Source organism: Pedobacter psychrodurus (assembly GCF_004331735.1).
Lineage (GTDB): Bacteria > Bacteroidota > Bacteroidia > Sphingobacteriales > Sphingobacteriaceae > Pedobacter > Pedobacter psychrodurus.
In genome coordinates this window covers 38449-53124 of the sequence record NZ_SJSO01000019.1, presented here as the reverse complement: position 1 = coordinate 53124, position 14676 = coordinate 38449, and the positions used below count along the sequence as shown (strand labels likewise).

Annotated in this window: 16 protein-coding genes; 13 read left to right on the top strand and 3 right to left on the bottom strand. The window is 38.9% G+C overall.

Annotated features, from left to right (window positions below; genetic code table 11):
- Positions 1-311: 311 nt before the first annotated feature.
- The gene (locus tag EZ456_RS19205; RefSeq protein ID WP_205945136.1) at positions 312-1079 is read right to left on the bottom strand and encodes an MBL fold metallo-hydrolase; all 768 of its coding nucleotides are present in this window, start codon (positions 1077-1079) and stop codon (positions 312-314) included.
- 112 nt (positions 1080-1191) lie between these two features.
- Here EZ456_RS19205 and EZ456_RS19200 point away from each other — a divergent pair, with 112 nt between their 5' ends.
- The 8 genes from EZ456_RS19200 (at position 1192) to EZ456_RS19165 (ending at position 8637) form a co-directional block, all read left to right on the top strand.
- Positions 1192-2517: a sulfatase-like hydrolase/transferase gene (locus EZ456_RS19200; RefSeq protein WP_131532935.1), complete on the top strand. Its 1326-nt coding sequence runs from the start codon at positions 1192-1194 to the stop codon at positions 2515-2517.
- A 102-nt stretch (positions 2518-2619) separates the two neighbouring features.
- On the top strand, positions 2620-4320 hold the full coding sequence (gene recJ / locus EZ456_RS19195; protein ID WP_131532933.1) for a single-stranded-DNA-specific exonuclease RecJ: 1701 nt from the start codon (positions 2620-2622) through the stop codon (positions 4318-4320).
- 89 nt (positions 4321-4409) lie between these two features.
- On the top strand, positions 4410-5150 hold the full coding sequence (gene lptB / locus EZ456_RS19190; protein ID WP_131532931.1) for an LPS export ABC transporter ATP-binding protein: 741 nt from the start codon (positions 4410-4412) through the stop codon (positions 5148-5150).
- Positions 5151-5308: 158 nt separating this feature from the next.
- Positions 5309-6826 carry a GH3 auxin-responsive promoter family protein gene (locus EZ456_RS19185; RefSeq protein WP_131532929.1) on the top strand — a complete coding sequence of 506 codons (1518 nt, stop codon included), beginning with the start codon at positions 5309-5311 and terminating at the stop codon, positions 6824-6826.
- 76 nt (positions 6827-6902) lie between these two features.
- A complete protein-coding gene (locus EZ456_RS19180) occupies positions 6903-7337 on the top strand; it encodes a YkvA family protein (RefSeq protein WP_131532928.1) in 435 nt (144 codons plus the stop codon).
- The gene (locus EZ456_RS19175; protein ID WP_131532926.1) at positions 7318-7638 is read left to right on the top strand and encodes a DUF2752 domain-containing protein; all 321 of its coding nucleotides are present in this window, start codon (positions 7318-7320) and stop codon (positions 7636-7638) included. Before EZ456_RS19180 ends, EZ456_RS19175 begins: the two co-directional genes overlap by 20 nt.
- 8 nt (positions 7639-7646) lie before the next feature.
- Positions 7647-8126, top strand: a complete 480-nt coding sequence (locus EZ456_RS25395; protein WP_205945135.1) for a CCC motif membrane protein — start codon at positions 7647-7649, stop codon at positions 8124-8126.
- A 100-nt stretch (positions 8127-8226) separates the two neighbouring features.
- Positions 8227-8637 (top strand): BrxA/BrxB family bacilliredoxin, encoded by a 411-nt coding sequence (locus tag EZ456_RS19165; protein WP_029275606.1) that lies wholly within the window; start codon positions 8227-8229, stop codon positions 8635-8637.
- A gap of 356 nt (positions 8638-8993) precedes the next feature.
- Here the strand turns inward: EZ456_RS19165 and cdaA are convergent, their stop codons facing one another.
- Positions 8994-9785, bottom strand: a complete 792-nt coding sequence (cdaA, locus tag EZ456_RS19160; protein ID WP_131532925.1) for a diadenylate cyclase CdaA — start codon at positions 9783-9785, stop codon at positions 8994-8996.
- 103 nt (positions 9786-9888) lie between these two features.
- A complete protein-coding gene (folP, locus tag EZ456_RS19155; protein ID WP_131532924.1) occupies positions 9889-10740 on the bottom strand; it encodes a dihydropteroate synthase in 852 nt (283 codons plus the stop codon).
- Between the two features lie 99 nt (positions 10741-10839).
- Between folP and EZ456_RS19150 the strand changes: the two genes are divergently transcribed.
- Genes EZ456_RS19150 through EZ456_RS19130 form a run of 5 tightly spaced genes read left to right on the top strand, consistent with a single transcriptional unit; the run spans position 10840 to position 14606 of the window.
- On the top strand, positions 10840-11385 hold the full coding sequence (locus EZ456_RS19150; RefSeq protein ID WP_131532923.1) for a DUF1599 domain-containing protein: 546 nt from the start codon (positions 10840-10842) through the stop codon (positions 11383-11385).
- Positions 11386-11421: 36 nt separating this feature from the next.
- A complete protein-coding gene (locus EZ456_RS19145; protein WP_131532922.1) occupies positions 11422-12573 on the top strand; it encodes a BT_3928 family protein in 1152 nt (383 codons plus the stop codon).
- Position 12574: 1 nt separating this feature from the next.
- The gene (locus EZ456_RS19140; protein ID WP_131532920.1) at positions 12575-13630 is read left to right on the top strand and encodes an ABC transporter permease; all 1056 of its coding nucleotides are present in this window, start codon (positions 12575-12577) and stop codon (positions 13628-13630) included.
- 3 nt (positions 13631-13633) lie between these two features.
- The gene (locus tag EZ456_RS19135; protein ID WP_131532919.1) at positions 13634-14080 is read left to right on the top strand and encodes a DinB family protein; all 447 of its coding nucleotides are present in this window, start codon (positions 13634-13636) and stop codon (positions 14078-14080) included.
- Positions 14081-14102: 22 nt separating this feature from the next.
- On the top strand, positions 14103-14606 hold the full coding sequence (locus EZ456_RS19130) for a shikimate kinase (protein WP_131532917.1): 504 nt from the start codon (positions 14103-14105) through the stop codon (positions 14604-14606).
- Positions 14607-14676 lie beyond the last annotated feature (70 nt).

Genomic DNA, 14676 nt, shown 5'->3' with positions numbered 1-14676 from the left:
TACAATAGTTAATGGGGATTCCCGCTCTCCGCTAAATCTTTTGGCTGTTCTTCGCTACGCTCAGAACCAAAGCCAAAAGGATACCGCTACGATCGGATTTAAAGACTCAGGGCTATGCAATAAACGAAGGTTGCAAGGCGGCGGAGTAAGGTTTAAAGATCTCTCCTCCGAAGGAGTTCCTTTGGAACACTACGGTCGAGATGACGATGCAATTAAGGTACAGACCAAGATAAAATATATTGATTTTAATATTAAAACCCTATAGATCTGTTTTTCCCTAAACCCTAAACCCTAAACCCTAAACCCTAAACTTATCTTATCCTAAACCCGCCCTCAATAACATCAACAAATCCTGTAGCGGCGCTTTTGCCATGATAAAATAAACATTCCCAGTTTTCTTCAGCAGCTCTTTTGCCAAACTCTTTGCGTAATTCCATCGCCTTGCGGCCATCGAAATCGTATTTGGCGATGAAGTTTTTAACCAGTTCTTCTGGTTCAGGCAGTACATCGCCACCAAAAAATATCTTTTGCTTACCTTCAGTTAAAAGGAAAACCTGGTGGTTGGGGCAGTGTGCGCCAGTAAATTCGTAAGCAATGGTTTCATCCAATGCGCCATCGCCCTCAACAAACTTCAATTGCGCGTTACGCTGAACAAAATCGAAAATATCGGTATGGTAAGAAGACGAAGTGCTGCTAAATGCTGTTTCCCATTCGCCACGGTTAATTACATATTCTGCATCAGGGAAACTCAGTTCAACCTTATCATTGCCTTGTTTGTGGATCATGCCGCCAGAATGGTCGTAATGTAAGTGCGACATTAATACCTTGGTTACATCAGTAGGATCGAACCCTGCATTGCGGATGTTTTTGTGTAAAATCAGTTCGCCATGGTCATCACTAAATCCTAAACCAGTGTCAAAAAGAATCAAATCATTCTTCAGTTCAACTAAAAATGGCTGAACATTGATGAATAGCGATGCGGGTCTGTCTTTAAAATGATGTATGGCGGGGTCGAAAGGAACAAATTTCTTTGTTGCATCAACAGAATAGGTGCCTTCGAATAGGGTGTGAACTTGCAAAATGTAGATCTTTAATGTTTCTACAAAGGTAACAATCTAATCATTAGTATTTGTTTTGGTAAAAGCTTGGATACTTCCTTTTTTTGTAAAATATCATGCTTAAATTTCGGGCATGAATCTCCGAGTTTTTATTTTCCTGTTTGCCTTCAGTTTTGTTTTACAGTTAAAAGCGCAGCAAAAACCAAATGTAATTATTGTACTGGCCGATGATATGGGCTATGCCGATATTTCATGTTATGGAAGTCCGTTGATTAAAACGCCTTTTTTAGATGGAATGGCTGCAAAGGGTATAAAAGCCACAAACTTTGTCACTACCTCCCCAACCTGTACGCCATCAAGGGCATCTTTACTAACAGGTAGGTATTGCAGCAGGATGGATTTACCATGGCCAATTGGTCCCGGCGATAAACGTGGAATTCCTGAAGATGAAATTACCATTGCCCAGATGCTTAAACAATCAGGCTACGCTACCGCTTTGGTTGGAAAATGGCATTTGGGCGATCATGGTGTTTCGCTACCAAATAAAAAGGGTTTTGATGAATTTTATGGTCTTTTATATAGCCACGATTATAGAGCACCTTACGTAAAAACCGACACCACAATCAAAATTTTCAGAAATACCAAGCCAGAGATCTACAAGCCACACGATAGTATTTTAACCAGTTCTTATACCCGCGAATCGATCAAATTTATTAAACAAAGTGCTGCAGCCAAGAAACCGTTTTTTCTTTACCTGGCGCAAAATATGCCTCACCTGCCTGTAGCTTTTGCCGCACAAAAAAGTAGAAAAATACCTTCTGCTGGTGGCGAACTGGGCGATGTAATCGAAGATATGGATGCAGGTTTGGCTGAGATCTGGAAACAGGTAGTAGCTTCAGGACAGGCAGATAATACCATTTTTATCTTCACCAGCGATAACGGTCCGTGGATTAATGCGCCACAGCGAATGTACGACGATGGTTTTACCAGGTTTTACCATGTCGGTTCGGCTGGAGTTTTTAGAGGCTCTAAAGGAATCTCTTACGAAGGTGGCCACCGGGTACCTTTTATTGTGTACTGGAAGGGTCATACCCTTAACAATATCCAGTTAACCAAACCCATTTCAAATTTGGATATTTTTCCTACACTGGCCGAGTGGACCAAAAGCAAATTGCCTCAAAAAGTGTACGACGGAGAATCGGTTTCAGCTTTGCTAACCAATAAAAACTATACAAAACCTCACCGCCCGATCTATTACCACAATTATGTTTTAGAAGGGGTAAAAGATGGCGATTGGAAATTAAGGGTCACTAAAAAGGACAATAAAGAACTTAGCGAGCTTTACAATTTATCATGGGATCCGGCAGAGCGTGTAAACTTAATTGATGATGCAAAATATGCTGATCAGAAAGCACATTTGATAAAGCTTTACGAGGCATATCCCGGAAATTCCAAGTAAAATTTAACTTTTTGTTTTAGAAGGTTTTGTTCGTCATCACATTAAAGATCGCCACCATCATATCCAATTAAAATGTATATTTACTGTTCGGAGACAGAATAAATGGAAAAAAGATGGGTGCTGGCATCAGATTGTGATGATGCCACGGTTACAAAAATAGCCGAACAACTTAATATAGATCGCTCGCTTGCGCAAATACTGGTACAGCGGAATATTTGTGATTTCGATCAGGCGAAAGATTTCTTTAGGCCAGATCTGGGGCATCTGCACGATCCTTTTATTATGAAAGATATGGATGTTGCTATTGCCCGTATTGAAGCTGCATTGGCCACCCAAGAGAAAATATTGATTTATGGCGATTACGATGTAGATGGTACAACCTCAGTTGCCCTTGCTTTTAGTTTCTTTTCGCAGCTCACCAAAAATATAGAATATTACATTCCAGACCGATATTTGGAAGGTTACGGAATTTCTACCGCAGGAATTGATTATGCGAGTGAAAATGGATTCTCATTGATTATTGCATTGGATTGTGGCATAAAATCGATCGATAAAATTGATTATGCCAACACTTTGGGGGTCGATTTTATTATCTGTGATCACCATTTGCCAGGAGACGAATTACCTCAAGCCATTGCGGTTTTAGATCCTAAACGCTCAGATTGCCCATATCCTTTTAAAGAACTTGCAGGCTGCGGTATCGGTTTTAAACTTGCGCAAGCTTACGCACAAAAACATGAACTTGCCAAAGAAACTTACCTCCAATACTTAGATCTGGTGATGGTAAGTATTGCCGCAGATATTGTTCCCGTTGTTGGCGAGAATAGAATCCTGGCTTATTATGGATTAAAAAAATTAAACTCCAATCCTTGCGAAGGCTTACGTGCATTGATGGAAGTATCAGGCAAAACCGAAAATTATAGCATTACAGATGTGGTTTTTACATTAGGTCCGCGCATTAATGCCGCCGGAAGGATAGACCATGCTAAACATGCTGTAGCCATGTTGCTTTGCCAGGTAGATGGAAATGCATTAGAGCAAAGCGAACTCATAAACCTTAAAAATACTGAACGTAAAACTTACGATCAGGACATTACCCGCGAGGCTTTGGCTTTAATTGGCGAAAGTGATATCCTGATCAACAAAAAAACTACCGTTGTATTTAACGAAAACTGGCATAAAGGGGTAATCGGAATCGTAGCTTCGCGCTTAACTGAAAAATATTATCGCCCAACAATTGTATTAACTAAATCTAACGGATATGTAGCGGGTTCTTGCAGATCGGTAGTTGGTTTTGATTTATACGAAGCTTTAAGCGGTTGTGCCGATTTATTGGATCAATACGGTGGACATAAATTTGCTGCGGGTTTAACCATGCAACAACATAATGTAGATGCCTTTGCTGATAAATTTGAAGAGATTGTATCGGCTAGTATCACAGAAGAGCTGCTTACACCGATGCTCAGGATTGATGCCGAAATCGAACTGGCACAGATTGATGGTAAGTTTTACAGGGTGCTATCGCAGATGGGGCCATTCGGACCTGAGAATATGGCGCCAATATTTGTTACACATAATGTATACCTCGCACAACATGCCATGGCAGTGGGGCAAAATCATTTAAAAATTAATATAAAACAACAAAATTCGCCTATTTTTGAAGGCATTGCATTTGGGTTGGCCGAATTTCAAAATCTTTTACAACCAAAAGTGCCATTTTCGGTTTGTTATACGTTAGAAGAAAACGTGTGGAGAGAGAAGAAACGCTTGCAGCTAAATATTAAAGGAATAAAAGTTAATTAATTATAAAATAAATCGTCATGCTGAACTTGGTTCAGCATCTAATTAAGAAAGATCCTGAACTAAATTCAGGATGACGGATAGATCGATATATGATATTAAGAGCCGAAAATCTCGTTAAAAAATATAAACAGCGTACTGTTGTAAATAATGTTTCCTTTAATGTAAGCCAGGGAGAAATTGTTGGTCTTTTAGGCCCAAATGGGGCCGGAAAAACAACTTCCTTTTACATGATTGTGGGGCTAATCAAACCAAATGAGGGGCGCATCTTTTTAGAGGAAGAAGATATTACCGAAGATCCGATGTACCGCAGGGCACAAAAAGGTATTGGCTATCTGGCTCAGGAGGCATCGGTTTTTAGAAAACTTACTGTAGAAGATAATATTCTTGCCATTTTGGAAATGAGCAAAATGAGCAAAGAGGAGCAGAAAGATAAACTTGAGGAGTTGATTAATGAGTTTAGTTTACATAAAGTGCGTAAAAACCGTGGCGATTTATTATCGGGAGGTGAACGCCGCCGTACCGAAATTGCCCGTGCTTTGGCCGCAAATCCTAACTTTATTTTATTGGACGAACCTTTTGCCGGGGTAGATCCGATTGCGGTAGAAGAAATCCAAAGTATTGTTGCCAAACTGAAGCATAAAAATATAGGCATTTTAATTACCGACCACAACGTACAGGAAACACTTTCCATTACGGATAGGGCATACCTGCTTTTTGAAGGGAAAATTTTAGAACAAGGTGTTCCAGAGGTTTTGGCTGAGAACGAGATGGTAAGAAAAGTTTATCTGGGATCGAACTTTGTGCTGAAACGTAAGAAATTTGATGTTTAATATTAACCAATTCTTATCCCGGGTTTCGGTAATAAAGATGATAAACACACATAAAACTATTTCAGGTAAAGAGAACGGATTATTGTTGCAACAAAAACAACAGTATTTGTGTTTATCTGTCAACATCTGTGGTAAAAATCAGCTGTTTATTTTTTAATATGGCATTTGTAAATTCAATTTTTACCTGGTTAATGAAAAAGCGGATCCACCAGATCGAGCTTTTCATGAAATATCCATACGACGTTCAGCAAGAGTGGTTCCATACTTTGATTGATAGTGCCGAAAATACCGAATGGGGCAAACTGTATGATTATAAATCAATCTTAACCCCGCAACAATATCAGGAGCGTGTTCCGATCCAAAACTACGATACGCTGAAGCCTTACATTGAGCGCATGCTTAATGGCGAACAGAATATTCTTTGGCCGTCTGATATTAAATGGTTTGCAAAATCATCAGGTACCACGAGTGATAGAAGTAAGTTTATCCCGGTTTCTCAAGAATCGTTAGAAGAGTGCCATTTTAAGGGTGGTAAGGATATGCTTTCCATTTACTGCAATAACCGCCCCGATAACCAGATGTTTACCGGGAAAGGTTTGGTTTTAGGTGGAAGCCATCAGGTTAATCAGTTAAACGAAGATTGTTTTTATGGCGATTTATCTGCCGTGCTGATCAAAAACCTGCCTATCTGGGCCGAATATTACCGTACACCCGATATGTCTATCGCTTTGATGGACAATTATGAAATTAAGATGGATAGAATGGCAGAAGCCACCATCAATGAAAATGTAACCAGCATTTCCGGTGTACCCACATGGACCATCGTACTGGCCAAAAAGGTGCTCGAACTTACCGGAAAACAGAATTTATTGGAAGTTTGGCCAAATCTTGAGCTGTATATCCATGGTGCAGTAAATTTTGCACCATACCGCGAACAGTTTAAACAGCTCATCCCATCCGATGAAATGTATTATCTGGAAACTTATAATGCTTCCGAAGGATTTTTCGGGATTCAGGATCAGGATCATTCAGAAGAGATGTTGCTGATGCTCGATTATGGTATTTTCTATGAGTTTGTGCCGATGGAGAATATCTGTGAAGAAAGCCCTAAAGCATTATTACTTGGCGAAGTGGAGCTGCATAAAAATTACGCCATCGTTATCTCTACCAATGGTGGTTTATGGCGTTATATGATCGGCGATACTATCCAATTCACCTCACTTTCTCCCTATCGCATTAAAATTACCGGACGTACCAAACATTTTATCAATGCCTTTGGTGAGGAGGTGATTATTGATAATGCCGAACAGGCCTTAACCAAAGCCTGCAAGGAAACAGGAGCAGAAATTAAAGACTATACCGCTGGGCCGATTTACTTTAAAGATGAAAAAGCTGGCGGACACGAATGGATCATAGAATTTGATAAACAACCAAATGATTTTGAAAAGTTTGTAGATATTATGGACAACACATTACGTGAGGTGAATTCCGATTACGATGCCAAACGTTTTAAGGATATGGCTTTGGCGCGCCCTAAGGTACACAATGCACCTGCTAATACTTTTTATAATTGGTTAAAGGCCAAAGATAAACTGGGTGGGCAACATAAGGTGCCACGCTTGGCCAACGAGCGTAAATACGTTGATGATATTTTGGAGATGATAAAATCTGCATAACTAACAGATCAATTTCTCAAAATTATGCCGAATACAATTATGATGCTTTTGGCCGTTACTTTGTAAAGTATTAATTATGAAATTGAACAGGGAGAAAATATTAGGGTTCTTTAAGAAATCGCAAAGCAAAGCTTCGGTAATCTTAAGTGATAAGACCAAAGCCAGCAATGCGATTAAAGATGCACTGGGCAAGGCGGTAACTAATAAAGGTGATCTGGAAGGTGTTTGGGCCAAGCTGATATTGTTGTTTGCTGTATCAAAAGATTATGTGAACGGCGATTATACCGAAATTCCCAAAAGATCTATTATTGCCATTTTAGGAGGGCTGATTTATTTTCTATCGCCTGTAGATGTAATCCCTGATTTTGTGCCAGTTTTAGGCTTTGTTGACGATATATACATTTTAAATCTGGTGTATAGGCAGGTGCTTAAAGATCTGGAGAAATATAAAACATGGAAAGATGGGCAAGTGAAATTTATTGGTGATATAGATGGCTCAACCGCAACATAGCTTTCTCGATTGGATAGGAGAGCATCTTTTCAATTGTCCTTTTAAAGCGCATTTTGGGTTCGATTGTCCCGGCTGTGGTTTGCAGCGTTCGGTTCTGGCTTTATTTCGGGGCGATTTAATCGCATCGTTTAAGTTTTATCCTGCAACAATTCCGCTCATTTTTGTTGTGGTATTTACCATTGTTCATCTTAAGGTAGATTTTAAGTTTGGAGCACAGCTGATAAAAATCGTTTTCGCAGGAGTTGCAGTAATTATTTTAATCAATTACATTTACAAAATATACACTCACCAATTGATCTAAATATAGCTATGTCAGAAGAACAGGAAACACCTCAAGAAAATAAACCTATTGATCTTTCAAAAGATAAAAATCCAGAACCTGCGCCATTTCAGCCATTAGGTAATGGTCCGGTAACCCCGCCACCATTTCAGCAACCACCGCCATTTGGGCAATTTGGAGGTGGAGGTTTTGGTCAGCAGAACTTACCAAACTCTACAGCTTCTCTTGTACTAGGTATTTTGGCTATACCTGCATGTTGCTTTTATGGGATATTTGGATTAATTTTTGGCGTAATTGCTTGGGTATTAGGAGCAGGTGATATGAAAAAATATCAGCTTAATCCAAGTTTATACACTGAATCATCATACAAAAATGCTAAAGCAGGTAAGATCTGTGGAATGATTGCAACGATTTTAAGTGCACTGATGGTGGTTATGTTTATACTCATCATTGTAGGTGTGGTTGCAAATCCAAATATGTTTGAAAATTTTTTAAGAGATCTAAGATAAGCTAAATTTAATTTTACCTTAAAAATATAAATCGAATGGTGCATGCCATTCGATTTTCTTATTTTTGTACCATTGAAATTGTAAATAAAAAACTAAGATAATGTATCCAGAATATTTAGTAGAGCCAATGCGTAAGGAATTAACTAACGTAGGTTTTCAAGAATTAAAAAACGCAGAAGACGTAGATCAAGCTATTAAAGGCGAAGGAACTGTGTTGGTAGTGGTAAACTCTGTTTGTGGTTGCGCAGCAGCAAATGCACGTCCGGCGGCTAGAGCAGCAGCAGCACACGAAAAACATCCTGATAAATTGGTTACTGTTTTTGCGGGAATGGAAAAAGAAGCGGTAGATCAGGCAAGAAATTATATGATGCCTTTTCCTCCATCTTCTCCGGCAATGGCGTTATTTAAAGATGGTAAATTGGTTCACATGATCGAACGTCACCAGATTGAAGGCAGACCAGCACAAATGATCGCTGATAACCTGATCGGTGCTTTTGAACAATACTGTTAAAGGTTGATTACACAGATTATTGGATTACACCGATAAGAAAGGGATTTAAGTGATATGAAATGGTGAGTGGCAACATTCACCATTTTGCGTTTAATGGGTGTTGTTCAGGGATTGTTTAGCAAGGTAGGCCTGGAAAGCACGGAATACTCTTCTCGGTTTGCGATCCTGAGAACTAAGTTTTTAACCGAAAAAGATTGGAGCTGCAATGGTAGGTTTTGGCGGTTCGTCATTCCCAACTTGATTGGGAATCGTAATGCAATAAGCTTTAAGATTCCCGCCTGCGCGGGAATGACGATCATTCTCAGGATGACAATTCCTAAATCTGTGTAGTCACCTAAAATCCCTTAATCCGTGCTCTAAAAATCCTTATTGAGCAATTTCTCTAACTCCCCGAAAGAAACATTCATTCTTACCCTGCCTTGTTTGGCATATGATATTTCTCCGGTTTCTTCTGATATAATTACCGCAACAGCATCAGTTGTTTCAGAAACACCAATACCTGCACGGTGCCTCAAACCAAATTGCGAGGGTAACTGGTCGTTATCCGTTAAAGGCAAAATACAGCTCGCACTTTTAATCTTGTTTTCAGAAATAACTACAGCACCATCATGCAGCGGACTGTTTTTCTGAAAGATACTTTCCAGCAAACGTTTCGATATTTTAGCATCAACAAGTTCGCAGCTATTGGCGAAAAATTGCTCATCGTAAAATTTAACAAATACCATTAATGCTCCTGTACGCGTTTTCTTCATGCTTTTACAAGCATCAATAATGGGTTTTATGCGGGTTAAATTATTCCTTTCAATCTCTTTTCTGCCAAATAAATACCCCCACCAAGCTTTATTTTTTTGTAAAAAAGCATTTTTTCCAATCAGTAAGAGGAAACGCCTGATCTCCGGGTGGAAGATTACAATCAAAGCAATGATTCCCACACTCATAAATTTCTCGATGATAGCTGTAAGCAGCTTCATGTGCAAAGCATCAACAATACGATAGAATATAGCGATAATCAGCATCCCAACCAGTAAATTAACGGCTAAGGTATTGCGGATTAGGGTGTAAACGTAATAGATTAAAAGTGCCACAAGCACAATATCTACCACATCGGTAATGGTGAATTTTACGAAATCAAAATCTAATCCTTTCATCAATGGCAAGATAGCAAAACGGTTTTCAGTTTACAATACTAGGTTAACTGTTTAATTATAGATGAATTAGCAAGATAAACTAAGAACGCCTAGCGCCAAACGCTTAGCCCAACATCCCAACTAACTTCACACACTCTACCGCTTCCTTAACATCGTGCACCCTTAAAATACCTGCACCTTTCTGTAGTGCAATAGTATTAAGCACAGAAGTTCCGTTCAGAGCCTCTGCTGCCGAAGTGCCAAGTGTTTTGTAGATCATTCCTTTGCGGGAAAAGCCTGCCAGAATTGGAAGTTTAAAAATTTTAAAGGCCTCCATCTGCTTAAGCAGTTCATAATTGTGTTCGATTGTTTTTCCGAACCCAAAACCAGGGTCAATAATTACATCATGAATATGCAGCGCCTTAAGTGCTGCAACTTTTTTCGCCAGATAATCAATTACATCTAACAAAACATTGTCATAAAACGGATTTTGCTGCATATTTTGAGGGTTGCCCTGCATGTGCATAATCATATAGGGCACTTGTAGTTTGGCTACCGTTTCGAACATCTGTTCGTCCATATCTCCAGCGGCAATATCGTTAATGATATGGGCGCCGGCCAAAATGGTTTCCTCGGCCACTTTTGCCCTAAAGGTATCAATAGAAATAACCGCATCTGGGAAGGCTTTAGCTAAACTTTCTACCACAGGAACCAGTCGGTCTATTTCCTCATTCATAGCAATATCTTTGGCGCCAGGTCTTGATGAGTATCCGCCTACATCAATAAATGTAGCGCCTTCATTCAGGAATTGGGCTGCTTTGGTTAAAGCTTCGTCTATCGATTTTGTGCGGCTGCTGCTGTAAAAAGAATCAGGTGTGACATTTAAAATCCCCATCACTTTTGGGCTGCTTAGGTCGATAAGTTTGCCTTTTATGTTTAAGCTTTGTTTGGGCTCAAAAAAGTTTTTTTCTGCCATAATAAACCCTTTCGGGATTTGGGTTTCGCTTTAAAAATGTATCTTTAGCTTTTGTTTTTTCACGACAAAAATACACTAAAAACTAAATAATTATTGGCTTTGGCACAAACAAATACCTCTACCGAATTTGATGAAGTGATTGCAGTTTGCAGATCATTATTTTTAAAAAAAACTAAAGATTACGGCACTGCATGGCGGATATTAAGACCAAGTTCGATAACCGATCAGATTTTTATCAAAGCACAGCGCATCCGTACCCTCGAAGAAAAAAAAGTGAGTATGGTGGGAGAGGGTGTTATATCGGAATATATCGGAATTGTAAACTATTGCATTATTGCCATGATGCAACTCGAACTGGCTGATAGCGATCCGAACGAAATGCCTTATGCAGAAGTTGAAAAACAGTTTGAAGAAAAGGTAACAGAAACCAAAGATTTAATGTTTGCCAAAAATCACGATTATGGCGAGGCTTGGCGCGATATGCGTATCAGCTCCTTAACCGATCTGATTTTGATGAAAATTTTCAGGGTTAAACAGATAGAAGATAACGAAGGGCAAACCTTGGCTTCGGAAGGTGTTAAAGCGAATTATCAGGATATGTTGAATTATTCTGTTTTCGCACTGATCAAACTCGGCGTTAAATAAATAGTATAATAGCTTTTAAAAAATAGATACATACAGATGCGAAATATACTTTTAAGATTCTCCAGGATTTTTGTCGGTGCTTTATTCATATTTTCAGGATTGATCAAAGCTAACGATCCGCTTGGCTTTGGCTATAAACTTCAAGAATATTTTGAAGTTTTTCACATGAATTTCCTTAGCGGAATGGCCACTGGTATTGCTATTTTACTGTGTACCTTAGAGATTGTTCTTGGTGCGTTATTGCTATTGGGTTTCTGGAGTAAAAAAGTTGCCTGGGGTTTATTACTGTTGATCATCTTCTTTACCCTATTAACATTTATCTCTGCCGCTTTTAAAGTGGTTACCAGCTGTGGCTGTTTTGGCGATGCCATTCCACTTACGCCTTGGCAATCGTTCAGTAAAGATCTGTTCCTTTTAGCGTTAATCATCATTATTTTCTTAAATAAGAACCTCATTCAGCCTTTATTTAAAAAAGAAACCACTCAAAGAAATATTGCTATTGCAGTAACGGTTATATCTTTAGGTTTTGGGTTGTATACTTATAACGTGCTGCCTATTATCGATTTCTTGCCTTATAAAGTTGGTGCACATCTTCCATCATTAATGGTTATTCCTCCGGGAGAAAAACCAGATGAATTTGAGATCATGTACCATTTAAAGAACAAGAAAACCAATGAAGAGAAAGATATGAGCGATAAGGCCTATCTTAAAACAGAAATCTGGAAGGATAACAATTGGGAGATTATAGGCGAACCCATAAAAAGATTGGTTAAAAAAGGTTTTGAGCCAAAAATTAAGGACCTAAATATTACTGATGCTTCGGGTACAGATTATACGAAAGAACTGATCGAAAACCCTTATTATAATTTGATCTTTGTAGCTTATGATCTTCATGCTACAAACGAGGCTGCTATTGGTAAACTAAACGCCTTGGCTTTAAACGCTACACAGCAGTTTAATATCCGCACGGTATTGCTTACTTCTAATTCTGCACAAGATGCACAGGCTTTTATCAAAAAGAACAACTTGTTTTCAGAGGTTTTTTATGCTGATGCGGTACCCTTGAAAAGTATGGTGAGGGCTAATCCGGGTGTTTTATTGATGAAAAATGGGGTGGTGATCAATAAATGGCATTTTCATAACGTACCTACTTTTGATCAGCTCAGTAGAAAATATTTCGATAAATAACATGATCGGATACGCACTAAAAAAACTGATGTATGGGCTGCTGGTAATGGGCGGTGTAATACTGGTTGTTTTTGTGCTGTTTAATATTTTACCAGGCGACCCTGCACGGATGACGATGGGTCAAAGGGCAGATGTACAATCACTTGAGGCCGTTCGTAAAGAATTTGGTTTAGATCGATCCAAACCTGTTCAGTTTATTTTATACATCAACGATTTATCGCCCGTTAGTATTTTAGATAACGACAGTATCACTCAACAGAAATACCACTACGCAAAACTGATGGCTTTTGATAAAAAGGCACTGGTGATAAAATGGCCTTACCTGCGCAGTTCTTACCAGACTAAACGCGATGTTACTGCTATACTCTCTGAAACCGTACCGAATACTTTCATTCTTGCATTAACGGCGATGATTTTCGCCACCATAATTGGTGTGTTTTTGGGTGTTATATCTGCCGTTTATAAAGACTCATGGATTGATAAATCGGCCAATGCCTTTGCTATTTTAGGCATATCGGCTCCTTCTTTTTTTGCCGGGATTATTATTGCCTGGCTGTTCGGATTTGTGCTGAGCAATTACACTGGACTGAAAATGAGTGGGAGTTTATATTCTTACGATCCTTTTAATGGTGAAGTGTTAACCTTGCGAAACTTATGGCTGCCGATGATTACCCTTGGTTTAAGGCCTTTGGCGATTATTGTTCAGTTAACCAGAAGTGCGATGCTAGATGTTTTGGCGCAGGATTACATCAGGACTGCCAGGGCTAAAGGTTTAAGCAGAAATGCGATAATTTACAAACATGCTTTAAAAAATGCGATGAATCCGGTAATTACAGCCATTTCAGGATGGTTTGCCTCGTTGCTGGCCGGTTCTTTTTTTGTAGAGTACATTTTTGGCTACAACGGATTGGGAAGAACAACGGTAACCGCATTGGAAATGTCTGATTTTCCTGTTGTAATGGGGTCTATTCTTTTTATCGCTTTCGTATTTGTAGTTATAAATATCCTGGTTGATATTTTATATGCCTATGTTGATCCTAGGGTTAAATTAAGTTAAACCATGCGCGAAGAAGAAATTATAAATTATACCGAGCTTGCCGATCAACGCATCATCGAAATATTTAAGATTGCAACAATCGAGATGCCCGATGCAGAGCGATTGTTTAGTCATGTGCTCAATGCACAGCATATATGGGCACAACGGATTTCTGGCAAGAAACCACTTTACGGTGTTTGGGATCTTCATGCTAAAGAAAAATTTGAAAGCATCGCTGCAGATAATTTTAAATCGATCAGGGAAGCATTAAAAAATACTGCTTTGGATAAACGCATTCTGTATACAACTACACAAGGCGTTCAGTACGAAAACCGATTGGATGAAATTTTATTTCATTTATTTAACCATTCTACCTATCATCGCGGACAGGTTGTAACTTTATTAAAAAAGGAAGGCTTTACGCCGCCTGTAACCGATTATATTATGTTAAAACGCGACCATTTATTGTAGGTCGGTTAAAATAGAAACACACATGAAGATTTTCCTTATCGGGTATATGGGCTGCGGCAAAAGTACAAAAGCTAAACAGTTGGCACATCGTTTAGATTGCCCTGTGATAGATTTGGATGCCGAAATTGTTTCAAAAACAGGTAAAAGCATTGCCGAATACTTTGCAGAACATGGAGAAAGTGGTTTCAGAGATTATGAGAGCGAAATGCTTAAAACCTTCGATTATCCAGAAACCTGTGTGGTGGCTACTGGTGGTGGATTACCATGTTTCTTTGATAATATGGAATGGATGAATGCAAATGGTGAAACTGTTTATTTGCAAATGGAGCCAGCTGCTTTGGTATCACGATTACATAACCGCCAAAAACGTCCATTGATTAAAGATTTAGATGATGAACAGCTTTTAGAATTTATCAAAATAAAACTTCAGGAGCGTGATCCTTTTTATACTAAAGCCAAATTGATTGTAGATGCATTTGATCTGGACGGTGAAAAACTAGAGGAGGCCGTTAAGAATAATCATTAGATTTTTCTTTTGCCAACAAAAACAATTTGCTTTAGATAAGATTTCCCCTAAACCCTAAACCCTAAACCCT

Excerpts from the sequence above, each read along its gene's own strand:
- recJ (WP_131532933.1), top strand. The coding sequence starts at position 2,620 with ATGGAAAAAAGATGGGTGCTGGCATCAGATTGTGATGATGCCACGGTT.
- folP (WP_131532924.1), bottom strand. The coding sequence starts at position 10,740 with ATGGCAGAAAAAAACTTTTTTGAGCCCAAACAAAGCTTAAACATAAAA.
- EZ456_RS19180 (WP_131532928.1), top strand. The coding sequence starts at position 6,903 with ATGAAATTGAACAGGGAGAAAATATTAGGGTTCTTTAAGAAATCGCAA.
- EZ456_RS25395 (WP_205945135.1), top strand. The coding sequence starts at position 7,647 with ATGTCAGAAGAACAGGAAACACCTCAAGAAAATAAACCTATTGATCTT.
- EZ456_RS19165 (WP_029275606.1), top strand. The coding sequence starts at position 8,227 with ATGTATCCAGAATATTTAGTAGAGCCAATGCGTAAGGAATTAACTAAC.
- EZ456_RS19140 (WP_131532920.1), top strand. The coding sequence starts at position 12,575 with ATGATCGGATACGCACTAAAAAAACTGATGTATGGGCTGCTGGTAATG.
- lptB (WP_131532931.1), top strand. The coding sequence starts at position 4,410 with ATGATATTAAGAGCCGAAAATCTCGTTAAAAAATATAAACAGCGTACT.
- EZ456_RS19130 (WP_131532917.1), top strand. The coding sequence starts at position 14,103 with ATGAAGATTTTCCTTATCGGGTATATGGGCTGCGGCAAAAGTACAAAA.
- EZ456_RS19145 (WP_131532922.1), top strand. The coding sequence starts at position 11,422 with ATGCGAAATATACTTTTAAGATTCTCCAGGATTTTTGTCGGTGCTTTA.
- EZ456_RS19135 (WP_131532919.1), top strand. The coding sequence starts at position 13,634 with ATGCGCGAAGAAGAAATTATAAATTATACCGAGCTTGCCGATCAACGC.
- cdaA (WP_131532925.1), bottom strand. The coding sequence starts at position 9,785 with ATGAAAGGATTAGATTTTGATTTCGTAAAATTCACCATTACCGATGTG.
- EZ456_RS19185 (WP_131532929.1), top strand. The coding sequence starts at position 5,309 with ATGGCATTTGTAAATTCAATTTTTACCTGGTTAATGAAAAAGCGGATC.
- EZ456_RS19175 (WP_131532926.1), top strand. The coding sequence starts at position 7,318 with ATGGCTCAACCGCAACATAGCTTTCTCGATTGGATAGGAGAGCATCTT.
- EZ456_RS19200 (WP_131532935.1), top strand. The coding sequence starts at position 1,192 with ATGAATCTCCGAGTTTTTATTTTCCTGTTTGCCTTCAGTTTTGTTTTA.